This is a genomic window from Aquibium microcysteis, assembly GCF_014495845.1.
Taxonomy (GTDB): domain Bacteria; phylum Pseudomonadota; class Alphaproteobacteria; order Rhizobiales; family Rhizobiaceae; genus Aquibium; species Aquibium microcysteis.
This window is the reverse complement of record NZ_CP061080.1, coordinates 1,631,225-1,654,589: the sequence shown is the minus strand read 5'-3', so window position 1 is coordinate 1,654,589 and position 23,365 is coordinate 1,631,225. Positions and strand designations below refer to the sequence as shown.

The following is a 23,365-nucleotide window of genomic DNA, read 5'->3' as shown; positions in this document are numbered from 1 at the left end:
TTCGTCGGAATGGCAGCGTGGGGAGGGGCTCGACGACGGGAAATCGCGAGCAAGAACGGCCTTGTAGCTATCCTATTTCCCCCCCGATGCCAAGTTGCCACAGGGGGAATGTTGCGTTGCACCAGCCGCGCGGAGGGCGGGGATCGCCATCCGCCGATTGGATCGATTTAGGTGGGCTGCCGCAGCCGGAACGCTCAGAGCAGGTCGTCGATGCGGCCCAGACTTTCGTCGCGGCCGAGCACCGCCAGAACGTCGAAGACGCCCGGAGACGTAGCACGACCGGTGAGCGCGGCGCGCAGCGGCTGCGCCACGGCGCCGAGTTTCAGGCCCGAGGCAGCGACGTGGGCGCGGATGGCCGCCTCCGTCGATGCGGCGGTCCAGTCGCCGTCGATGGCGCCGAGCGCCGCTCTCGCACCGGCCAGAATGGCCCGGGGCGGTTCGCCCACCAGTTGCGTGGCCTTCTCGTCGAGCGCCAGAGGGCGCGTGGCGAAGAGGTAGCCGGCGCTGTCGGCGAGTTCCACCAGCGTCCTGGCGCGTTCCTTCAGCCCCGGCATGGCGGCGAGCAGCATGGCGCGGCGCCTCTCGTCGAGCGAGTCCAGAAGGGACTTGCCGTTCTCGATGTAGGGCAGGGTATCCACGAGGATGCCGAGCAGCTCCTCGTCGGGCGTGTTGCGCATGTGGACGCCGTTCAGCGCCTCGAGCTTCTGGAAGTCGAAGCGGGCCGCGCCCTTGTTGACGTCCTCGATCTCGAACCAGGAGACCATGTCGGCCGTCGACATCACCTCGTCGTCGCCATGGCTCCAGCCGAGACGGGCGAGGTAGTTGCGCAGCGCCGCGGGCAGATAGCCCATGGCGCGGTAGGCCTCGACGCCGAGGGCGCCGTGGCGCTTCGACAGCTTCGCGCCGTCCGCCCCATGGATCAGCGGGATATGCGCCATCACCGGCACGTCCCATCCCATCGCCCTGTAGATCACCGTCTGGCGCGCCGCATTGGTGAGATGGTCGTCGCCGCGGATGATGTGGGTCACGCCCATGTCGTGATCGTCGACCACGACCGCGTGCATGTAGGTTGGCGTGCCGTCGGACCGCAGGATGATGAAATCATCGAGGTCCTTGTTGGGAAAGCGCACCTCGCCCTGTACGCGATCCTGCACCACCGTCTCGCCGTCCCGCGGCGCCTTGATGCGGATCACCGGCCGCACGCCCGCCGGCGCCTGGGAGGCGTCGCGATCGCGCCAGCTTCCGTCGTAGCGCGGCGGCCGGCCCTCGGCCCGGGCCTTCTCGCGCATGGCGTCCAGTTCCTCGGCGGTTTCGTAGGCATAGTAGGCCTGCCCGATGCGGACGAGTTCCTCGGCCACCTCCCGGTGCCGCTCGGCACGCGAGGCCTGCGAGATCGGGTCGCCGTCCCAGGTGAGCCCGAGCCAGGCGAGGCCCTCGAGGATGGCGACCGTCGCCTCCTCCGTCGACCGCTCGCGATCCGTGTCCTCGATGCGCAGCAGCATCGTGCCGCCGGTGTGCTTCGCGTAGAGCCAGTTGAACAAGGCGGTGCGCGCACCGCCGATGTGGAGGAATCCGGTGGGCGAAGGCGCGAAGCGCGTGACGACGGGTGCGGTCATGGCGGATCCAGGGGACTGGCGCGTGCGCAGGGTCTGCATGTCGCGCGGGTGTTTTGGGTCGCGTTCATGTAGCATAGGCTCATTCGGGCGCAAGCGTTTCGGGGAAGGGCGTCGGCTTGGAAGCTCCGGGCGGGGACGATGGCGATGGCGACGGGTGAGCCGGACGCCGACGAGCGGCGCATGCTGCCCGCCCCGGCGGGGGCGTCTCTGCCCGACCGCGCGGATGGGATCGGGCGAGCATCACGCGCCGGCTTCGCGCTGCCGGCATCATCGGGCATGGCGGGACGGATCCGGCGCGCCGCCCGCGACGCCGTCGCCGTGGAGCGCGATCGCGGCGCGGGGTTCCTGTCCCTGCCGGTTCTCCTCGCCGCAGGGGCTGCGCTCTACTGGACGCTCCCGTTCGAGCCCGGCTTTCCTCTCCTCGGGTCGCTGGTGGGGGCTGCGATCGCGCTGCGCCTCGCGGCGGCGGAGGGCGGCATGGCAAGGCTGGCCGCGACCGCGGCGCTGATGGTGGCGCTGGGTGCGCTGGCCGGCAAGGCCGAGACCTGGCGCGCGAGCACGCCGATGCTGGGCGCCGAGATCCCCACCATGGTGACCGGACGCGTCGCCGCCATCGAGCGGCAGGCGAGCGGGCGGGTGCGGCTGACGATCGACGTGTCGGCCACGGCGCGGCCGACATTGCGCCATGCGCCTCGCCGCGTCCGGCTCTCGGCCCGCGCGATCCCCGCGACGCTCGTGCCCGGAGACGGCGTTTCCGGCTATGCCCGGCTGTTTCCCCCGTCGGGCCCCGCGCGTCCGCATGGCTACGACTTCGCCTTCGAAAGCTACATGGACGGGATCGGCGCGACCGGCTTCTTCCTGACCAACCCGGTGGAGACGGACCTCCCGGCGGCGGCGGGGTGGCGGCAGGAGCTGCTCGCCCGCGTCGGCCGCATGCGCGAGGCGATTTCGGCGCGCATCGTCGAGCGTGTCGGTGGGGCGGAAGGCGCCATCGCCGCGGCCCTGATCGCCGGGACGCGCGCCGGCATTCCCGAAGAGGTCAACGAGGACCTGCGCAAGACCGGTCTCGCGCATGTGCTGTCGATCTCCGGCCTGCACATGGCCCTGGTGGCGGGCACGGTGATGCTGACGCTGCGTTTCCTCTTCGCGCTGGCACCCGGTTTCGCATCGCGCCGGCCCGTCAAGAAATACGCCGCCGTCGCCGCGCTCCTGGCCGCGTCCTACTATCTCGTGATCTGCGGCGCGGCGGTGGCGGCGCAGCGATCCTTCATCATGATCGCGGTGATGCTGGTGGCGCTGCTGTTCGATCGCGCCGCGCTGACGATGCGCAACCTGGCGATCTCGGCGCTGATCGTCGTCGCCGTCGCCCCGCACGAGGTGGTGGGACCGAGTTTCCAGATGTCCTTCGCCGCGACGGGAGCCCTGATCGCCGCCTATGCCGCCTGGTCGGAGCGGCGCCTTCGCCACCCGCCGGGCGGCGGGCGGAACCACGACCGCGCGCTGCCGCGGGCCCTGCTCGGGAAGGGCCTCGCCTATGCCGGCGGCATCGCGGCGACCTCGCTGATCGCCGGGACGGCGACGGCGCTCTACGGCGTGTGGCACTTCCACCGGGCCTCGCCGCTCGGTCTCGTGGCGAACCTGCTCGCCATGCCCGTGGTGTCGCTCGTCGTCATGCCGTCGGCGGTGCTCGCCGGCGTGCTGATGCCGTTCGGGCTCGACGGGCCGGCGCTCGACCTGATGGGCTGGGGCATCGGCGTGATGCTGGCGGTCGCGCGCCGGCTGGCGGAGCTGACGCCGATCGACGCCGTCGGCGCCATCCCGGCGGCAGCAGTGCTGACGCTGACGGTGGCCCTCGTGCTGGCGACCGTGCTGACCACATGGCTGCGCCTGCTCGCCCTGCCGCTGCTCGTCGCCGGCCTCGCCATCATCGCGGGCCGCGACCTGCCGGATCTGTTCGTATCGGACGACGGCCGCCTGGTCGCCATGCGCATGGGCAACGGCGACCTCTCCGTCAGTCGGCCGCGACCGAGCGACTTCGTCACCGGGATATGGATGGATGCGGCCATGGCCGGCGCAGTCGTCCGGCCGGTGATGACTTCGGGCGGAGCCGAGCAGGCATCCGGCGTGCCGCAGCCGTTCTCGCCGCCGGAGCCCGACACGCCGTTCACCTGCACCGGCGGAGCCTGTGCTGCCCGCCATGCCAGCGGCGCGTTGGTCGTCTGGGTGAGCGAGGGGGTGTCGGCATCAGGGCATTGCGGTACCGCCGCCCTCATGGTGATCGAGGATGCGACGGTCGCTGCCCCCTGTCCCGCCGGCAGTTCCACGACCGTGCTCACGAGGCGCGATCTCGCCCGCCGCGGCAGTGCGGAAGGACGATTCACGGCGGCCGGCGAGGGGAGGGGAGCAAACGTCGCGCTCCGCCGCGCCATACGCGAACCCTTCAGACCCTGGCATGCGCACCGGAGCTTTTCGCGCGAGGCGCGCGGCATGCCGCCCTATGAGCCCGAAAGGCGGAAGCCGGACGAAAGCAGCGCAGGTGCTCCGGCCGGCAGGAGCCCGGACGCGCCGGCTCAGTAACGCCGGATGAGGCCGACCAGTTTGCCCTGGACGCTGACGCGGTCGGGTCCGAAGATCCGCGTCTCGTAGGCGGGGTTGGCCGCTTCGAGCGCAATCGACGCGCCCTTGCGGCGGAAGCGCTTCAGCGTCGCCTCTTCGCCGTCGACGAGCGCCACCACGATGTCCCCGGGCGTGGCACTGGAAGTATTGCGGATGATGACCGTATCGCCGTCGAGGATGCCGGCCTCGATCATCGAATCGCCCTTCACCTCCAGCGCGTAGTGGTCGCCGCCCGCCAGCATGTCCGGCGGCACCACGACCGAATGGGTCTGGTGCTGGATGGCGTCGATCGGAACGCCGGCGGCGATGCGGCCCATCACCGGGATCGAAACACCGTTCGCGTTGTCGTCGTTGCTGGCCGTGCGCGCGGGACTCGCTTCCGGCTTCCTGCCTAGTCCGCCCTCCACGACGCTGGGCGAGAACTTCCGCGGCGCGCCGAGGCCGGGCGCAATCGAATCGGGCAGCCGCAGCACTTCCAGCGCGCGGGCGCGGTTGGGCAGCCGCCGGATGAAACCGCGTTCCTCCAGCGCCGTGATCAGGCGGTGGATGCCCGACTTGGAGGCGAGATCGAGCGCCTCCTTCATCTCGTCGAAGGACGGCGGTATGCCCGTCTCCTTCAGACGCTCGTGGATATAGAGCAGCAGTTCGTGTTGCTTGCGGGTCAGCATGGGTCCACCCCCGGAAGGAATCGTGCGAAAAACAAAACCGGAACAAACCTATCTGTTCCAGTCTTGTTCCGCAATCGCTTTGTTCGGATCCGGTCACCGCGCATGCGCAGAAACCGGCCAGCGCCGCTTCCCGCTGCCACGCCCGCCTGACCGGCGCGATGGGCGAGCCGCGGCGCCGGGGATGGAAGCGCCGACGGCTGGGGACGAAGGTCGGTCAACCGCTGGTAAATTCTCCGCGTGCGTTGCATAGGTTGGCAGGCGGGGCGTGGCGTGGAAGTCGCAGGGGAATTCCGGTGTCGCCCGGCTCTTACGAGAGGGGCGTCTGTCGGGGCTCATGGAATTCTCACCGAGGCGGGCTGCCGAGCCGGTCGCATCTCATCTGAAGACGGCGAGCATTCGCTCGCGTGTCGCCGACTATGGAAGCGAGTTGCTGCTGCCATTGCTCGCGGTCATCGGGATCGTCATCACCATCCTGGGTGCCGCCTCGCTCGTCTCGCTGCATCCGGGGTCCGACCACGTCGTCGAGCGAGCGGTGCTCGAGGACCCGTCGGCGCGGCTGGGCGTCGAGGATGTGGTCGGGATGCAGTTCGCGCCGGTGAAGAAGCTCTTCTCGGAAGGCTTCACGCCGTCGGCTCACTGGTTCCGCCTGCGCGTGCGACCGCAGGCCGATGGCCGGCCGCTCGTCCTCTACATCAGGCCGACCTTTCTCGACAGGGTCACGCTGTTCGAGCCGGATTCCTCCGGAGCGGGCTGGCAGCGACGGGAAACCGGCGATCTTCTGCCTTTCCGGCAGCGCGAGGCCGCCACGGTGGCCCTGACCTTCGAGATCCGTCCGGCCGCGCCCGACACCGTCTACTTCCTGCGGCTGGAGACGACCAGTTCATCGCTCTTCGGGGTGGAGGCGATCGACTGGCGCGACGTACGCCAGGCCGAACTGGCCTCGGACGCCCTGCTCGTCCTCTTCCTGGCCATCGCGGCGTGCATCCTGTTCTGGTCGATCGGCGATTTCGTGCGCCGGCCGGCGCCGATCACCGTCCTCTTCATCGCTTCGCAACTCTGCTACATCGTCTCGATGCTGGCGGTGATGGGCTATATCGCCGCCCTGATGCCCGAAGCACCGGCCGGCCGGGTGAGCGGTCTGACCAGCGCCCTGGTCTGTCTGGCGCCTGCCCTCGGAGTGATGCTGCATCGCCAGGTCTTCCTGCTCTACGCCCCCGCAACGCTCGTCTCCACCGTCAGCTGGATGATGTTGGGCTGCTCGGCCGTCCTGATTGCGATTCTGATGGCGGGGCATGCGCAATTCGCGCTTCGGTTGAATTCCATGCTCCTCTTCGCCAGTTCCGCGTTCTATTTCGCGATGGCGGTCTGGCCATGGAGGGACGGGGTCCGGTCACCGCTGCTGCGCACGCTCTACGGGGTTCAGGCCGTCGCATTCGCCGTGACGGTGGTCCCGCTGCTGGGGATCGGCAATCTCGGCGAGTGGACCTACCATTATCCCTACATCCTCGTCCTGATGTACGGGGCGCAGATGTTCTTCCTGATCCAGCGCCGGGCGCGGGAGAGAGATGCACGCGCCGCCGAGAACCGTGCGCGGCTGGACCTGGTGACCCAGGCGCTGGACGCCGCGCGGCGGCAGCGCGACGTCCAGGACCGCTTCGCCGCCATGCTGGTGCACGAGATCCGCAATCCGCTCGCCGCCATCCAGCTCTCGATCGATCCCGCCCGCCTCGGTCCGGAGCGATACCGCGACATCCGCGCGGCACTGTGCGAGATCGACGCCATCGTGCGGCGCAGCAGTCAGCCGGAGGAGGCCGATCCCAAAGGGGGGGCGACACGCTTCGACCTCGCCGAAGCGCTGCGCGGGGTCGTGGCAAGCCACTCGCCGGTCAATCCGCTGGAAATGCAGGCACGGGAGCCGGTCCTGGTCGCAAGCGACCGGCAGATGGTCGACATGGTCCTGTCGAACCTCGTCGAGAATGCCATCAAACATGCGCCGGCGGGTTCGCGGATCGTCCTCGCATGCCGAAGGCTCGCGCGCGGTGGCGCCGACGGAGCGGTCGTCACCATCGAGAACGCGTTGCTGCCCGACATGGCACCCGACCCCGCGCGCGTGTTCGACAAGTTCTACCGCGCGCCCGGCTCGCGCGGGGTGCCCGGTTCCGGCCTCGGTCTCTACATCGTTCAGGGCGTCACCGAGATGCTCGCCGGCCGGGTCGGCTGCACGGTGGCCCAGGGACGAATTCGTCTCGAGTTCTGGCTTCCGGCCGTTCCGCCGGACCGCGACCCGCGGCACGCGCTTTCCGGAGAGGCCGATCGGCTGCGGGAGAGGCCGGGCCGTCGATGAACATCGTCGTGATCCAGAGCGATGACGGCCTGCGCCGCGCCTTCACGCGCTCCCTCTCCGACGTCGGCTATCGCGTCAGCGCCTTCGGCTGTGCCGAGGATTTCATCGAGGCAACCCGCCCGATCAACCCGGACATGCTGCTCGTCGACGTGAATCTGCCCGGCGAGAGCGGCTTGAGCCTGACCGCGCGCATGCGCCGACTGCAGCCGCGCATCGGCATCATCCTCCTGTCCGAACGCGACAGACCGTCGGACCGGCGCGACGGCTACGAGATGGGGGCGGACATCTATCTCACCACGCCGGTCGCCGCGGACGAACTGACCGCGGTCGTGGGCGCGCTGCGCCGCCGGGTCGCGGCGCCCGCGGCATCCGTTCCCGACTTCCGCGTCGACCTCAACACCCGGCAGCTGCACGGTCCCGAGCGCAGTCTTCCCCTGACCGCGTCCGAACTCGCGGTGCTCGTGGCTCTGGCGCGCGCCCCGGAGCGCCGGTTCGAAGCCTGGCAGATCGGTGCGGTGCTCGGCGGCGACGAAAGCATCGCCAGCCGGAACACGATCAACGTGACGATCTTCCGGATCAACCAGAAGATCAAGGAAGCCGGCGCCGGGGAGCGCGGCATCCGCGCCATCCGCAACTGGGGCTACGAGCTGACGATCCCTTTCGGCATCGACGGCTGACGCCCGCCCGTCGCGGCGGTCACGCCGATGTAATTAACGTTAATTTTCCGTAAGGAGCGAGTGGTAGCGATGTGCGAGATTCGCCGGCCGTGATGATTCCGAACGCCGGAAAGTAGAGTTGCCAGGAGACTTCCGGTCCATGAACCGTTCCACCGAAAACCGCCGGAATCCGATCAGCGGCGCCCAGGTTTCTTCGACGACAGGCCCTTCGACGACCAGGCGACGCTTCCGCCAGCGGGCGCTCGCCACCACCTCGATGATGGCGATGACGCTTGTCGTCGCCGGCTATGCCGGACATGCGGGGGCAACGGAATTCCTCGCCGGCACCAACACCGTCACCAGCACCACGATCACCGGCCAGACGGCGCAGGGCAGCGACGGCAGCGGCGGCGGCGCGGGCATGGGCGGCGGCATCTTCGTCGGCAGCGGCGCCACCGTGACCATCGATTCGGTCGATTTCATCGGCAACACCGCGATCGGCGGCGATGGCGGCGTGGGCGCGACGGGCGGCGGGCTGAACGGGCGGGGGACCGGGACCGCGGGTTCGACGGGTGCCGACGGCCGGGATGGACCGACGGAGTCCTCCTATTTCGCCGGCAACGGCAACGGCGTCGGTGGCCAGAACGGCTTCAACGGCGGCGACGGGAGCGATGGTGTCGGAGGCGCCGGCGGCAAGGGCGGCGATGGTGCTTCGGGCGCCGCGTCGACCGTGCAGACGGTGAAGGCGCTGGCCGATCAGGTCTACGCCATCTATACGTCCGGCTCCGAATCCGTCGAGGTGACGCAGCTTACGGCGCTGGCCGCCGCGTTCACGGCCGCGGCCACCGCTTCCGCGCAGCCGCTCGACGCCGCACTGACGGCGCAGCTGACGGCGGCGGCGGCTGCATTCACGGCGCTGACCACGGACAAGACGGGCGACGCCGCCGCAGCGGTGACGAAGGCCGCTGCCGAGGGAGCCTTCCTGCTCGCCATCGAAGTGACCGCCTATGGGACGGGCGTTTCGGGTGCCGGCGGCAGCGGCGCAAGCGGCGGCGCGGGCGGCGGCGGCAGCTTCGGCTATGGCGGCGGTGCCGGCGGCGATGGCGGTGACGGTGGCAATGCCGTCGCCATTTCCGCCGCAGCCGGAGGCAGCGGCGGCAGCGGCGGCAGCGGCGGTTCCGGTGGATTCGGCGCTGGTGGCGGCATCGGCGGCAATGGCGGCGACGACGGCGATGATGGCGGGGCTGCCAATCACGGCCCGAATGAAGGTTCCGGCGGTTCCGGCGGCGCGGCCGGTTTCGGCGGCGGCGTGGGCTCCACCGCCGACGGAACCCCCAACGGCACGGGCGGCGGCGGCGGCTCGGCCTATGGCGGCGCGATCTTCGTGCAGTCGGGCGGCAGTCTCACCATCACCGGCAACGCGACCTTCGATGGCAACAACGTCTATGCCGGCTCCAGCCAGAACGGCGGCGAGGCAGGACAGGCGGCCGGTACCGACCTGTTCATGATGAAGGGGTCGTCCGTGACGCTCGATCCGGGCGACGGCAAGACGATCACCTTCAACGGCACGATCGCCGACGACAGTGCCGGCAGCATCTCCGGCACCTCGATCGCCAGCGGCAAGGGCGCCGGCATCGACATCCGCAGCGGCCTCGTCGTCTTCAACGGCGTCAACACCTATACCGGCCAGACGAAGATCTCCGGCGGGGTGCTGGACGCCGACGACGGCACCGGCATCCACGATGACAGCAACATCAACCTGGCCGGCGGCGTGCTGCAGACCAACGGCACCTTCGACCGCCACCTCGGCACGGCGTCCGGCCGCGTCCAGTGGACCGGCTCGGGCGGCTTCGCCGCTGTCGACGGCGACCTGACGGTGCGCCTTAACAATGGCCAGACCGTGACCTGGGCGTCGGCGAGCTTCGTCACCGACGGATCCGCGCTGCTGTTCGGCTCCGACAGTGCCGATTCCGACGTCCACTTCAAGAACGCCATCAACCTGGCCGGCGGCACGCGGACCATCATCGCCAATGGCGGGGCCCTCGGCGAGAACGTCGCCTATCTGGACGGCGCGCTGACGAACGGCTCCGTGATCCTCGGCGACGGCACGACCGTCGGCACGATCACCATGACGGCCGACAACGGCTATGCCGGCACCACCGAGGTGAAGGACGGGACGACGCTCGTGCTCAAGGGCGCCGCCGACATCTCGGAATCGTCCCAGGTGACGATCGACGGAAAGCTCGACCTTTCGGGCGCCAATGGCGACCGCAGCCTGACGACGCTGGCGGGCGCCGGCGACCTCGCGCTGGGTGCCAACACGATCACGGTCTCGAACGGTTCGACGACCTTTGCCGGCGTCATCACCGGATCGGGCGGGCTGACGGTCGCGGCCGGAACGCAGACGCTGTCGGGAACCAACACCTACACCGGCGACACCACGATCAATGCGGGGGCCGAGCTGGCGCTGTCGGGCAACGGCAGCATCGAGGATTCGGCCGAGGTGAAGGTCGCCGGCGAATTCGACATCGCCGCCACGACGGCGGGCGCCACGATCGTCACGCTGTCGGGGAGCGGCAACGTCACGCTCGGGGCACAGACGCTCGTGATCTCCGACGGCTCCACGACCTTCTCCGGCGTCATCGCCGGAAGCGGCGGCTTCACGGTCGACGGCGGCATCCAGACGCTCACGGGCATCAACACCTACTCGGGCGCCACGTCGATTGCGGACGGCGCCGAACTGGTCCTGTCGGGTGCCGGCAGCATCGAGAACTCGGCGGAGGTGAAGGTCGAGGGCGAGTTCGACATCGCCGCGACGACGTCAGGCGCCCGGGTCGTCACCCTGTCCGGCGGCGGCGACGTGACCCTCGGCACCCGAACCCTCGTCGTCTCCAACGGCTCGACCGGGTTTTCGGGCGTGATCGCCGGCAGCGGCGGCTTCACGGTCGAGGGCGGTACGCAGACGCTGTCGGGCGCCAACAGCTACACCGGCGGGACCAGCGTCTCCTCGGGCGCCAAGCTCGTGCTCGACGGCGCAGGCAGCATTGGGGCATCCGCGGTGGTCACCGTCGATGGCGAACTCGATATCGCCGGCAACGACGCCGACGCCTCGATCGTCACGCTCGCAGGTGGCGGCACCGTGACGCTCGGCGCCAACGACCTCATCCTCACGCAGGCCTCGACCACCTTCTCGGGCGTCATCGCCGGCAATGGCGGACTGAAGGTTGCGAGCGGCTCGCAGACGCTGTCGGGCGTGAACATCTATACCGGTGCGACGACCATCGACGGGGGAACGACGCTGTTCATCGCCGCGGGCGGATCGATCGCCGCATCCTCGTCGATCGACGTGGCGGGCACCTTCGACATCGCATCGGCGCTGGCGGGCATCGACGTCGTGACGCTGTCGGGCGCCGGCGCGGTGGAACTGGGCACGAACCGCCTGAAGCTCACCAACGCCTCGACCACCTTCTCGGGTGCCATCAACGGTTCGGGCGGCTTCGAAGTGGCCGGCGGCAGCCTCACGCTCGACGGCGTCGCTTCGCAGACCGGCGTGATCGCTTCGAACGGCGGGACGATCGAGGTGGAAGGCGGCTCGATCGCGGGCGGAGCCAATCTCTCCGCGCTCTCGGTCGTCAACGGCGGCTCGATCACCACCAAGGGAGTCAGCCTGTCCACGGACAAGTCGCTGGCCTACGCCTATTTCGACCAGAGCGGCGGCATCGCCAACATCACGCTCGGCGCCGGCACGACGATCACCGGCAACGACGGAACGCTGCTTCTGGTCGAACGCGACGGCGCGGGATCCGACGGCATCGTCAACTTCGTCATCGACAGCGACACGGTCGTCGTCGGCAACATCTTCGACAACGACACCAAGACCGGGTCGGGCGCCACGAAGGTGACCGTGGCGGCTGGCACCAGCTGGTCGGGCCTCACCACCGGTGCCGGTTTCTACATCCAGCAAGGCGCGAACGCCGACTTCGCCAACGGCTCGACGATCGTCGGCGGCCTGACGGCCGAAGCCGGCTCGACCGTGCTCGGCGGAACGCTCGGCGGACAGCTTCAGGTGACCGGCGACGCCGTGATCACCAATGGCACCATCACGGGCAACGTCTTCATCATCGGCGATCTCGCCTTCAGCGGCCTTCTGTCCCCGGGCTATTCGCCGGGCGTGGTCAACGTCAGCGGCAATCTAAATCTCGACACGGCCGATTCGCTCTTCGAGATCGTCTACGGACAGGGAACCTACGCGGCCGCCGTCGACTACGACCAGACCAACATCGGCGGCGACGCCACGGGCTCGCTGGCGGTGACGCTGGCGCGGCACAACTCCAACCGCGGCGATGCGCTCGGCGACCTCAGCACCATCGAACTGATCCGCATCGGCGGCAGCGATACCGCCGCCAACGTCTACCGGGCCGAGCGTTTCACGCAGAACGGCCGCGAGGTCGTGCTGACCCGGTCGGTCCGCACCGCCAACGCGGTCGCGACGGTCGAAGGCACGGGCGGCTGGACCGAGGAACAGCTCTTCGGGGCCGGCGACGTGATCGTCTACGGTGTCGGCTCGATCATCCAGGACGAGACCTACGGCCTCTCGGTGCTGGAGAAGAGCATTCGTGCAGCATCGCTCGACATCCTGGGCAGCAAGGTGGATCGCCGTGGCCTCGGCACCGGTGACGACATGCAGACGTCCTTCATGCGGGCCGGCGGCAGCCGCACCGAGATTAAGGACGCCACCTCGCATACGCAGCAGACCTACTACACGCAGTTCGGCACCGACGTGATCGGCAGCGGCAACTTCCGCGCCGGCTTCGTCGCCTCCTACGGCCGGTCCGTGAGCGACGTGACCACCGAGACAGGCATCGCCGATCTCAGCGGCAACCTCTATGCCGCAGGCGTCACGGCGAACTGGTCGAACGAGCGGGCCTATGTCGACGCCGTCGCCCAGTACGGCGCGAGCAACTGGACGTTCAATCCGACGGCGGCGAGCGCCACCACCGTCGACGCCCAGACCGCGACCATGGTGGTCGAAGCCGGCGTCACCTTCGGCAGCGAGACCATCCGGGTCACGCCATGGGGTCAGTTCGCCTATCAGAACACGACCGTGAGCGATCTCTCGAGCGACTGGGTCGACCAGGTCCGCTTCGGGACGGGCGACGCGATGAGCGTCCGCGGCGGCCTGCGCGCCGAGGGGCATTTCGAAAGCGTCTCGACCTTCGCCAATGTCGCCGTGGCACACGACCTGACCGCGGACGAGACGGTGACCGTCGACAACTTCGCCTACACCACCGGCACCGGCGGAACCGCACTCGAACTGGCACTCGGCATCGAAACCGCCCTGAACGACAATGTCAGCCTGTCGTCGAGCGTCTCGGGCCGATACGGCGTCCAGGAGATCGAACTCAAGGGCTACCAGGGCCAGGCGCGCCTCACCGTCGCCTGGTAGAGGCAGGTCCGGTCAATCCCGGCCTGTCCGTGTCGACACAGCTCACATGAAGGCCGGAGCCCTGCGGTTCCGGCCTTCATGCATCGACAGGATCGGATCTGCTCTCCGCCGGGATCGGCGGCGCGTCAACGCAGCATCAGGAGCCGGCAGGGATCTCCGGCGACGGCCGCAGGCGCGAAGGGTTCGCGGATGACGAGCGCGCCGGCCTCTGCCAGGATGCGCAGCATCGATGAGTCCTGGACCGGGGAGGGCGTGGCGACGAGCACGCCGTCGGTCTCGACCACGCGGGCGCGCATATAGTCCTGCCGCAGGTCGTTGGCCGCGACAGGTCCGCCGAAGACGCCGGTGCGCACGTCGGCGACATGGGCGCGGCCGGCGAGCCTTGCCACCAGAGGCTTCAGGAACACGTGGCTGCACACGAGGCTGGCGACCGGATTGCCGGGCAGGCCGAGGATGCGGCGGCCGGCGAGCGTCCCCGCCATCAGCGGCTTGCCGGGCCGCATCGCGATCTTCCAGAAATCGAGTTCGCCGCCCTTCGCCGAAAGCACGTCGCGGACGAGATCATGGTCGCCGACCGAGGCTCCACCCGACGTGACGATGATTTCGGCGCCGGCGTCGAGCGCGCGGTCGATGGCGGCCCCGATCGCCTCGCGGTCGTCGGGCGCGATGCCGAGGTCGAGCGTGCGGGCGCCGGCCTGGCGCGCGATCAGCGCGACGCCGAAGGTGTTGGACGAGACGATCTGACCTTCGCCGACGGCGCTCCCCGGTGCCAGCAGCTCGTCGCCGGTGGCCAGCACGGCCACGAGCGGACGGCGCACCACGTCGAGTTCGGCGTGATTGGCGGAAGCGGCGAGCGCCAGCGCCGAGGCGTCGACGAGCCGGCCCGCCTCGAGCAGCGGCTCGCCCTCGGTGAAGTCGAGGCCGCGGCGGCGGATATTGGCGCCCGTGCGCACCGGCTCCAGCGCCTCGACGACGCCGGGCGCGACGATGCGCGTGTTTTCCTGGATCAGCACGCTGTCGGCGCCCGCCGGCACCGGCGCGCCGGTGAAGATGCGCACGGCTTCGCCCGGACCGATGGCGCCCGCAAACGGCCTGCCGGCGGGGGCGATGCCGACCACGGCGAGCCGGGCAGGGGGGGCGGCGACATCCTCGCCGCGGATGGCGTAGCCGTCCATGGCGGAGGCATCGAAGGGCGGCTGCGTGCGCAGCGCCCGGACGGGACGGGCGAGGATCCGGCCCCCCGCCTCGTCGATTCCGACGCGTTCGGAGCCGAGCGGCGCGACACCCGCCAGCAGACGCGAAAGCGCCTCCTCGATGGGGAGCAGCCCAGCTGCCATCACCGGCCCGCGACGCGCCAGTCGCCCGACTTGCCGCCGGATTTCTCCAGAACGCGGATGCCGGTGATCGTCATGCCGCGGTCGACGGCCTTGGCCATGTCGTAGATCGTCAGGCAGGCGACGGAGGCCGCCGTCAGCGCCTCCATCTCGACACCGGTCCGGCCGGCGACCGAGACCGTCGCGGTGACACGCAGGCCCGGCAGCGCCTCGTCGGGCTCGATCTCGACGGCGACCTTGTTCAGCATCAGCGGATGGCAGAGCGGGATCAGCTCGTGCGTCTTCTTGGCCGCCATGATGCCGGCGATGCGCGCTGTGGCGAGCACGTCGCCCTTCTTCGCATTGCCCTCGAGGATCATCGTCAGCGTCTCCGGCTTCATGACGACGACCCCCTCGGCGACGGCGATGCGCTTCGTCTCGTCCTTGGCGCCGACGTCGACCATATGGGCCTCGCCGGAGGCCTTGATGTGGGTGAGGGCGCCGGCCATGGCTCAGGCCGTCCGGCGCAGGCCCTCGGCCTCGCCCGAGAGGAGAGCGCGTGTGGCGGCGGCGACGTCGGCCTGCCGCATCAGGCTCTCGCCGACGAGGAAGGTGCCGATGCCGTGTTCGGCAAGGCGCAGGCAGTCGGCATGCGTGAAGATGCCGCTCTCGCCGACCAGCAGCCGGTCGTCCGGCACCATCGCCGCCAGCCGCTCGGAGGTCGCGAGGTCGACCTCGAAGCTGCGCAGGTTGCGGTTGTTGACGCCGACCAGCGGCGAGGCGAGCCGCAGCGCCCGCTCCATCTCGGCTTCGTCGTGCACCTCGACCAGCACGTCCATGCCGGTCTCGAAGGCGGCGTCCTCCAGCGCCTTCGCCTCGTCGTCGGAGAGGCTCGCCATGATGACGAGGACGGCGTCGGCGCCCCAGCTGCGCGCCTCGAAGACCTGATAGGGCTCGAACAGGAAATCCTTGCGCAGCGCGGGCAGCGCGCAGGCGGCACGCGCGGCGGTCAGGAATTCGGGCGCCCCCTGGAAGGAGGGCGCATCGGTCAGCACCGACAGGCAGGCGGCACCGCCCGCCTCGTAGGCGGCGGCGAGCGCCGGCGGATCGAAATCGGCGCGGATCAGGCCCTTGGACGGGCTCGCCTTCTTGATCTCGGCGATCAGGGCGAAGGAACCGGCCTCGCGCTTCCGGCGCAGGGCGGCGGCAAAGCCGCGCGGCCGGTCGGCATCCTTGGCCCGCGCCCTCATCTCCTCGAAGGACACCGCGGCCTTGGCGGCGGCGATCTCCCTGCGCTTGTAGGCCTCGATGGTCTTCAGGATGTCGCTCATGCGCCCGCCTTGCGGTTCGAGACCTCGACGAGGCGCTCGAGCGCCCGTTCCGCCTTGCCGCCGTCGATCGACCGGGCAGCGATGTCCACACCGTCGGCGAGCGACGTGACACGGCTGGCGACCAGCAGGGCGGCCGCCGCATTCATCAGCACGATGTCGCGGTAGGGCGATCTCTCCCCGGCCAGCACCGAGCGCAGCGCGAGCGCGTTGTGCGCCGCATCGCCGCCGCGCAGGTCGGCGAAATCGGCGCGTGACAGCCCGGCTTCTTCGGGCGTGACGGTGAAGAGCTCGATGTCGCCGTCGCGGAGCTGCGCGACCTTGGTGCTGCCGGCGGTCGTCACCTCGTCCAGCCCGTCGCCATGCACGACCCAGGCCGCTTCCGCACCGAGAGCCTTCAGCACGCGGGCGACCGGCTCGACCCATTCGGGCGAGAAGACGCCGACCATCAGCCGCTTCACGCCGGCCGGGTTGGACAGCGGGCCGAGCAGATTGAAGATCGTGCGGGTTCCGAGTTCCACCCGCGCCGGGCCGACATGTTTCATCGCCGAGTGATGACGCGGCGCGAACATGAAGCCGACGCCGGCCTCCCGGATGCAGGTTGCGATCTCCTTCGGGCCGATGTCGATGTCGATGCCCAGCGCCATCAGCGTGTCGGCCGCACCCGACTTCGACGAGAGCGCCCGGTTGCCGTGCTTGGCCACCGGCACGCCGGCACCCGCCAGCACGAAGGCGGAGCAGGTGGAGATGTTGTAGGAGCCCGAGACGTCGCCGCCCGTGCCGACGATGTCGATCGCGTCGGCGGGCGCCTCCACCGGCAGCATCTTGGCCCGCATGGTCGCGACGGCGCCGGAGATCTCGTCCACCGTCTCGCCGCGTACCCGCATGGCCATCAGGAAGCCGCCGATCTGCGCAGGCGTCGCCTCGCCGGACATCACGATGTCGAAGGCTTGGCGCGCTTCCTCGAAGCTCAGCGACTGGCCTGACGCGACCCTGGCGATGAAGGGTTTGAAGTCGCTCATCGCCGGTTCCGTCAGAAGCTCAGGGCCTGGTCGATGGCCGTCCGGTTGACGGTCACCTCGTATCGCTGCTGCAGTTCGGCGACCAGCTGGTCGAGCAGATCGTCGGACCAGCCGGACCGGAAGGCCTGGCGCATGTCGGGGGCGACGGACTCGGCGCTGGCACCGGCCGGCTCGAAGACCTCCGTCACCTCGAACACGATCCGGCCGTCGCCCGACGGCGTCGGCACGAGGCCGGTCCCGCCTTCGGTGACGCCGTAGACGGCTGCCACGCCCGCCTCGCCGAGGTCGGGGTCGGTCGCGCCGCGGCGCACGCCGCGCTTGACCTGCTTCTCGTAGCCGAGTTCGGCGGCGATCTCGTCGAGCGTCGCGCCGTCCTTCAGCCGCTTCTCGATCGCGCCGGCACGCTCGGCGAGCCGCGCGGCGACCTGCGCGGCCGTCCAGTCCGCGACGACACGGTCGCGGACCTCGTCCAGCGTTCGGTCGCGCGCGGGCGTCACGCTGCGAACCTCATAGTAGACGAAGCCATCGGAGCCGATGCTGATCGGCGGGTTCTCCACGTCGATCTCGGTCTCGAACGCCTGGCGCAGGAGCTCGGCCGTCTCGGGGATGTCGCGCAGAACCGCACCAGAGGGGTCCTGGCCGGCGCGACTGACGGACTCGACGGTCGTGACGGTCAGTCCGAGCGACGCCGCCGCTTCCTGAATCGTGCTGCCGGCAGCGCGCGCGTCCTCGTAGCGGTCGTGCACGTCGAGAAGGATGCGGTTGGCTTCCGCCAGCGCCAGGTCGCGGCGGATCTGCTCCTGCACGTCCGCCAGCGGCTTGACCGTCTCGGGAATGATCTCGGTCACGCGCACGATGGCGGGGCCGAAGGCGCCCTGCACGATGCCGCTGACCTCGTCCTTGGCGAGACCGAAGGCGGCCTCCGCGATCGCCGGATCGGGCACCCGCGACTTTTCGACCGTACCGAGCCGCACGTCGTCCATGCTGCGGCCGTCGGCTTCCACCATCTGCTCGAAGGTCGCGCCTCCCAGCAGACGGTCGGCGGCGATCTTGGCCGCGTCCTCGTTGAGGAAGACGATCTGGTCGATGGTGCGGCGCTCGGGGGTCGTGAAGGCTGCGATCGAGCGCTGATAATCCTCCGCGACCTGCTCGTCGGTGATGGCCGCCGGATCGGCGATGTCCTCCGGCTGCAGCCTCACATAGTCGATCTTGCGATACTCGGGAGCCGCGTAGCGCGCCTTGTTCTCCTCGAAATAGGTCCCGAGCTGCGCGTCCGTCGGCGCCTCGACCGGCTCGACGAGGGCCGGCGGCAGGACGAGATACTCCACCGTGCGGTCCTCGCCCTGGTAGAGGGCGACGGCGCGCAGGAAGGTGTCCGGCACGGACATCCCGTCCGAGATCGCCTCGACGATCTGCTGGCGGATCGCGACCTGCTCGCGGTTCTTCAGATAGTCTTCGGGACGCATCCCGATCTGGCGCAGCACGAACTCGAACTGGCGGCGGTCGAAGCTGCCGCCGGGTCCCTGGAATGCGGGATCCTCCGCAGTCAGCACGGCCACCCTGTCCTTGGAGACGCCGAGGTTCATGACGCGCGCCTGCTCGTCGAGGACGGCGCCGGCGACGAGCTGCGACAGCACCTGCTGGTCCACGCCCAGCGCAACCGCCTGCTCGCGCGTCACGCGCGTGCCGAAGCGCTGCGACAGCACGGAGATCTGACGGTCATAGGCCAGCCGGTACTCGATCGGCGTCACGGTCGTCTCGCCCGCGGTGATGACGGCATTGCCGCCGAATCCGTTGGCGATCTGTCCGGAAATCCCCCAGACGGCGAAGCTCAGGACAAGGAGCAGAAGCAGCAGCTTCGCTACCCACGTGCCGGCCGCCGAACGCAATGAATCGAGCATGTCCTACCCAGAATTTGCCATTTGCCCCGCCCCTGTGCGGTGGGGCCACGCAGCACAGCAAATAGACTCCTTCATGGCGGGTGTCGATTGCTTTATGGGTGCGGTTTGGTAGGAAACGCCCGCATCACATCGCCTTCGATGGAGAATTTCGACATGACCAAGGGCATCAAGCCGCTCGTCGCGGGCAACTGGAAGATGAACGGCACCAGCGCTTCGCTGCCCGAGGTGCGCGCCATTGCCAACGGCTTCATGCGGGGGCTGGACGCGGAGTGTGACGCGCTTCTGTGCTTTCCCTCCACGCTGCTCTGGCGGGCGCAGCAGCTTCTCGCTTCGACGCCGGTCAAGGCCGGCGGGCAGGACTGCCACGTCCGCGCCAGCGGCGCCCACACCGGCGACGTCTCGGCGGAGATGCTGAAGGACGCCGGCGCGAGCCACGTCATCGTCGGCCATTCCGAGCGCCGTGCGGATCACGGCGAAGACGATGCGACGGTGCGGGCGAAGGCGCAGGCCGCATGGTCGGCGGGTCTCGTGGCCATCGTCTGCGTGGGCGAGACGCGTGCCGAGCGCGACGCGGGCGAGACGCTGGCCGTGCTCTCGCGCCAGCTGGCGGGATCGATCCCCGACGGCGCCAGCGCCAGAACCATGATCGTCGCCTACGAGCCGGTCTGGGCGATCGGCACCGGACTTACCCCGTCGCCGCAGGACGTTGCAGCCGCCCATGCGCATATCCGTGCCGAACTGCACCGGATCGTCGGCGATGCGGCAGCGACCATGCGCATTCTCTATGGCGGCTCGGTGAAGCCGTCGAACGCGGTCGAACTGCTCGGCATCGACAATGTCGACGGCGCCCTCGTCGGCGGCGCCAGCCTCAAGGCCGCCGACTTCCTCGGCATCGCCGAGGCCTATCGCGCGATCTGACGGATCGCAGCGCCCGGAACCGTTTGCATTCCCGCGTTCGGTCCCCATATCGGGGCCAGACGTCACATCGGCGGCGTTCGGGCTTGGAAACGTCGGCAAAGGCGTGTAATGAGCCGCGTCTCCTTCCCAGGGCACCGCATGCCCGGACACACCCGCGGAATTGTTCAATGGAAACCGTCCTCATCGTCATTCACCTGATGATCGTGCTCGCGCTGGTCGGCGTCGTGCTGCTTCAGCGCTCGGAGGGCGGCGGCCTCGGCATCGGTGGCGGCTCCGGCTTCATGACGGCCCGCGGCGCGGCCAACGCGCTGACGCGTGCCACCGCCATCCTGGCGGCGGCCTTCTTCGTCACCTCGCTCGGCCTGTCGCTGATCGCCCGCTACGGCGAGCAGCCGATCGACATTCTCGATCGCCTGCCGGCCGGACAGCAGCAGGGCGAGGGCACCGGCACGGGCGGCGGCGGCGTGCTGGACCAGCTCGGCGGAAGCGATACGCCCGCCGCACCGGCTCCGGCGCCGGCTCCGGCGGGTCCGCAGGTTCCGAGCGGCCAGTAACGGGCAGCGCGGCCGGCAGCAAAGCCGTCCGTCAAGACTTCGTCCATGCACGCCAGGCGGCCGCTTCTGCGGCCGTCCTCTCGTCGCGCGTTCAGACCGCACTGTGGTCGATCTGCAACCGCACTGGTCGAACGGCGTGAAGTGCTCGAACAGCCAGACGATTGCACTTGAGCGTTCGTGCTGCGATGCGGTATTGTTGGCCGGCTTTGGAGGGATGAAACCCCGGAGCTCTCGCACAACATCACGGCAGGTCGCGGAACACCATGCGGATCACACGTCTCCTCGTCGCGGCGCTCGGCGTCGCCATCTCTCTGGGAATCGCATCGCCGGCCGCGGCGGAGCGGGATCGCGCCGACCCTGGTGCGGCGGAGACGATCAAGGGGACGCAGAAGCCGCGCGCGGACGTGAAGACGAAGACGAAGACCGCCAAGGCAGCCGAGAAGCCGCAGCCGCCCACCGTCTCCGAGGTGATCGCCGCAGGCAACAATGGCGAACTCCGCTCCGAAACGCGGCCGGCGGATCCGGTCTTCAGCCTGTTCGGCGCCCAGTCGTCGAAGCTTCTGCCGCAGACCCAGGCGCTCGACTCGGTGCTGGAGAAGCGCCAGAAGGGCAGGACCTTCGCGGTGAAGAACGAGTTCGTGCCGCAGACCGTGCCCTTCTCCGGCTATCCGCGCGGCACCATCGTCATCAACACGTCCGAGCGTTTCCTCTATCTCGTGGAATCCTCCAACAGCGCACGCCGCTACGCTATCGCGGTCGGCCGCGAGGGACTGGAGTTCAAGGGCACGGCCAAGGTCGGCGACAAGCAGGAATGGCCGCGCTGGATCCCGACGCTCGACATGCAGAAGCGTGAGCCGAAGAAGTACGGCCAGTACAAGGACGGCATGCCCGGCGGCCCCGACAATCCGCTCGGCGCCCGCGCCATCTACCTGCACCAGAACAACAAGGACACGCATATCCGCATCCACGGGACGAACGCGCCCCAGACCATCGGCACCAACTCGTCGAACGGCTGCTTCCGGATGATCAACGAACACGTCATGGACCTCTACGGTCGCGTGCCGATGGGCGCCAACGTCGTCGTGCTCTGACGAACGTCCCGATGACCTGAACGAAGAAGGCCCGCGAAGCTGCGCTCGCGGGCCTTCGTGCTTTGAGGGGGACGGCGCGGCGGCGTCCGGGGACTATGCCGGCCGCGCCCGGTCGACGATCGCCCGCGCGTCGACGCCGGCCGGCAGCGTGCCGAAGGCATGGCCCCAGTCGCCGGCGAGACGGCTGGCGCAGAAGGCGTCGGCCACGGCCGCCGGCGCATGGCGGACGAGCAGCGCGCCCTGGAGCACCGTCATCATCCGCTCCACCAGCCGCCGCGCGCGATGCTCCATGCCGCCCTTCTGCGCGAAATCCGCCTCGAGCGCGCGCGCCGCGGCGTCGAGACGGCTGTCGGCGCCGCGCACGGCTCGGATCTCGGCCAGATAGGCGCCGAAGGTGTCGGGGGATTTCTGCAGCGCCCGCAGCACGTCGAGGCACATGACGTTGCCGGAGCCTTCCCAGATCGAGTTGAGCGGGATCTCCTTGTAGAGGAGACCGAGCGGCCCCTCTTCGACATAGCCGTTGCCGCCCAGCACCTCCATCGCCTCGACGACGCCGTTCGGCGCGCGCTTGCAGACCCAGTACTTCACCGCCGGGGTGCACAGCCGCACGAAGGCGGCGTCCTCGGCGCTGCCTGCCGCCATGCCGTCGAAGGCGCGGGCGAGCCGCAGCGCAAGCAGCGTCGCCGCCTCCGATTCGACGGCGAGGTCGGCGACGACGTTGGTCATCAGCGGCTGGTCGATCAGGTGGCGCTGGAAGGCGCGGCGGTGGAAGACGTGATGCAGCGCCTGCGCCACGGCACCGCGCAGCAGGCCGGCCGAGCCCAGCGCGCAGTCGAGCCGCGTGAAGGTGCCCATCTCGAGGATGGTCGGGATGCCGCGGCCTTCCTCGCCGACGAGCCAGCCATGGGCGTTCTGGAATTCGACCTCGGACGAGGCGTTCGACCTGTTGCCGACCTTGTCCTTCAGGCGCTGGATGCGCACCGCGTTCTTCGTCCCGTCCGGCAGCCGGCGCGGCACGAGGAAGCAGGACAGCCCGCCCGGCGCCTGCGCGAGCACGAGATGCGCGTCGATCTGCGGGCAGGAGAAGAACCATTTGTGGCCGGTGAGCAGGAAGCCGCCGTCCGTGCCTGCGGCCACGGCGATTGTGGTGTTGGAGCGCACGTCCGATCCGCCCTGCTTCTCGGTCATGCCCATGCCGACCAGCGCGCCCGTCTTGTCGGCGACCGCGATGTCGCGCGGGTCGTAGCTGCGGGTGCCGATACGGTCGAGAATTGTTTCGGCGAGGCCGCCCTGGCCGCGCAGGGCCGGCACGCTGCCATAGGTCATGGTCGTCGGGCACTGGCTGCCGGGCTCCACCTGCGCATGCATGATGTAGGCCGCGGCGCGCGCCGTATGGGCGCCGGGTCCGGGTTGCGCCCACGGACCGGAATGGAGGCCTTCGCCGACGATGAGGCTCATGATCCGGTGCCAGGACGGGTGGAACTCGACCTGGTCCACCCGGTTGCCGAAGCGGTCGAAGCTCTTCAGCTCCGGCGGGAACCGGTGCGCCAGCCGTCCGGCTTCGATCGTTTCCGCGCGCCCGAGCTCGGCGCCGTAGGCGGTCAGCCTGTCGGTCGCATGCCCGGCGCCCATGGCGGCTGCGGCATTGGTCAGCGCCCGGTCCGTGGAGAACAGGTTGAAATCCTCCAGCGCCGGCGGCTGGTTCAGCACTTCGTGCGTCTTGAAGGCGGGCAGGGCGGTCATGGCGATCCTCCGGTTTCGATCCGCCCGCCGCCTGCGGGGCGGGGCGGACCCTCCTACGAGCGTTGTGGACCAGAGGACGGACGGACCGCAACCGGTTCGGTCGGCGGCTGCCCTTCCGCGTTCGCCTCACCCTGCGTCATGGCGCGCCG

General features: G+C 69.5%; 15 protein-coding genes. 7 read left to right on the top strand and 8 right to left on the bottom strand.

Features of this window, described 5'->3' with window-relative positions; genetic code table 11:
- Positions 1-194: 194 nt before the first annotated feature.
- Entirely contained in the window at positions 195-1,616 is a 1,422-nt protein-coding gene (gltX, locus tag IAI54_RS07535; protein WP_187971757.1) for a glutamate--tRNA ligase, read from the bottom strand.
- A gap of 144 nt (positions 1,617-1,760) precedes the next feature.
- On the opposite strand from gltX, the gene IAI54_RS07530 reads away from it, so the two are divergent.
- Positions 1,761-4,193: a ComEC/Rec2 family competence protein gene (locus IAI54_RS07530; protein WP_187971756.1), complete on the top strand. Its 2,433-nt coding sequence runs from the start codon at positions 1,761-1,763 to the stop codon at positions 4,191-4,193.
- Here IAI54_RS07530 and lexA read toward each other — a convergent pair.
- A complete protein-coding gene (gene lexA / locus IAI54_RS07525) occupies positions 4,187-4,900 on the bottom strand; it encodes a transcriptional repressor LexA (RefSeq protein ID WP_187971755.1) in 714 nt (237 codons plus the stop codon). The two genes, IAI54_RS07530 and lexA, sit on opposite strands and share 7 nt — an antisense overlap.
- A 427-nt stretch (positions 4,901-5,327) precedes the next feature.
- On the opposite strand from lexA, the gene IAI54_RS07520 reads away from it, so the two are divergent.
- From IAI54_RS07520 to IAI54_RS29120, 3 genes are all read left to right on the top strand, one after another.
- On the top strand, positions 5,328-7,244 hold the full coding sequence (locus IAI54_RS07520; RefSeq protein WP_187971754.1) for a sensor histidine kinase: 1,917 nt from the start codon (positions 5,328-5,330) through the stop codon (positions 7,242-7,244).
- Positions 7,241-7,921 (top strand): response regulator transcription factor, encoded by a 681-nt coding sequence (locus tag IAI54_RS07515; protein WP_187971753.1) that lies wholly within the window; start codon positions 7,241-7,243, stop codon positions 7,919-7,921. The genes IAI54_RS07520 and IAI54_RS07515 overlap by 4 nt, the downstream gene beginning before the upstream one ends.
- Before the next feature lie 139 nt (positions 7,922-8,060).
- Positions 8,061-13,346, top strand: a complete 5,286-nt coding sequence (locus tag IAI54_RS29120) for a beta strand repeat-containing protein (protein WP_187971752.1) — start codon at positions 8,061-8,063, stop codon at positions 13,344-13,346.
- 125 nt (positions 13,347-13,471) lie between these two features.
- On the opposite strand, the gene IAI54_RS07505 is transcribed toward IAI54_RS29120, so the two are convergent.
- Genes IAI54_RS07505 through IAI54_RS07485 form a run of 5 tightly spaced genes read right to left on the bottom strand, consistent with a single transcriptional unit; the run spans position 13,472 to position 18,910 of the window.
- The gene (locus IAI54_RS07505) at positions 13,472-14,683 is read right to left on the bottom strand and encodes a molybdopterin molybdotransferase MoeA (protein ID WP_187971751.1); all 1,212 of its coding nucleotides are present in this window, start codon (positions 14,681-14,683) and stop codon (positions 13,472-13,474) included.
- Positions 14,683-15,168 carry a cyclic pyranopterin monophosphate synthase MoaC gene (gene moaC, locus IAI54_RS07500; RefSeq protein WP_187971750.1) on the bottom strand — a complete coding sequence of 162 codons (486 nt, stop codon included), beginning with the start codon at positions 15,166-15,168 and terminating at the stop codon, positions 14,683-14,685. The genes IAI54_RS07505 and moaC overlap by 1 nt, the downstream gene beginning before the upstream one ends.
- Before the next feature lie 3 nt (positions 15,169-15,171).
- Positions 15,172-15,990: an indole-3-glycerol phosphate synthase TrpC gene (gene trpC, locus IAI54_RS07495; protein WP_187971749.1), complete on the bottom strand. Its 819-nt coding sequence runs from the start codon at positions 15,988-15,990 to the stop codon at positions 15,172-15,174.
- Positions 15,987-17,009, bottom strand: coding sequence for an anthranilate phosphoribosyltransferase (gene trpD / locus IAI54_RS07490; protein WP_187971748.1), 1,023 nt, complete (start codon positions 17,007-17,009; stop codon positions 15,987-15,989). Before trpD ends, trpC begins: the two co-directional genes overlap by 4 nt.
- An 11-nt stretch (positions 17,010-17,020) precedes the next feature.
- The gene (locus IAI54_RS07485; protein ID WP_187971747.1) at positions 17,021-18,910 is read right to left on the bottom strand and encodes a SurA N-terminal domain-containing protein; all 1,890 of its coding nucleotides are present in this window, start codon (positions 18,908-18,910) and stop codon (positions 17,021-17,023) included.
- Between the two features lie 153 nt (positions 18,911-19,063).
- Here IAI54_RS07485 and tpiA point away from each other — a divergent pair, with 153 nt between their 5' ends.
- From tpiA to IAI54_RS07470, 3 genes are all read left to right on the top strand, one after another.
- On the top strand, positions 19,064-19,828 hold the full coding sequence (gene tpiA / locus IAI54_RS07480; protein WP_187971746.1) for a triose-phosphate isomerase: 765 nt from the start codon (positions 19,064-19,066) through the stop codon (positions 19,826-19,828).
- Positions 19,829-19,995: 167 nt separating this feature from the next.
- Positions 19,996-20,382, top strand: a complete 387-nt coding sequence (secG, locus tag IAI54_RS07475; RefSeq protein ID WP_187971745.1) for a preprotein translocase subunit SecG — start codon at positions 19,996-19,998, stop codon at positions 20,380-20,382.
- Positions 20,383-20,645: 263 nt separating this feature from the next.
- Positions 20,646-21,473, top strand: coding sequence for a L,D-transpeptidase (locus tag IAI54_RS07470; RefSeq protein WP_187971744.1), 828 nt, complete (start codon positions 20,646-20,648; stop codon positions 21,471-21,473).
- A 93-nt stretch (positions 21,474-21,566) separates the two neighbouring features.
- Here the strand turns inward: IAI54_RS07470 and IAI54_RS07465 are convergent, their stop codons facing one another.
- Positions 21,567-23,216 (bottom strand): isovaleryl-CoA dehydrogenase, encoded by a 1,650-nt coding sequence (locus IAI54_RS07465; RefSeq protein ID WP_187971743.1) that lies wholly within the window; start codon positions 23,214-23,216, stop codon positions 21,567-21,569.
- Between the last annotated feature and the right edge of the window lie 149 nt (positions 23,217-23,365).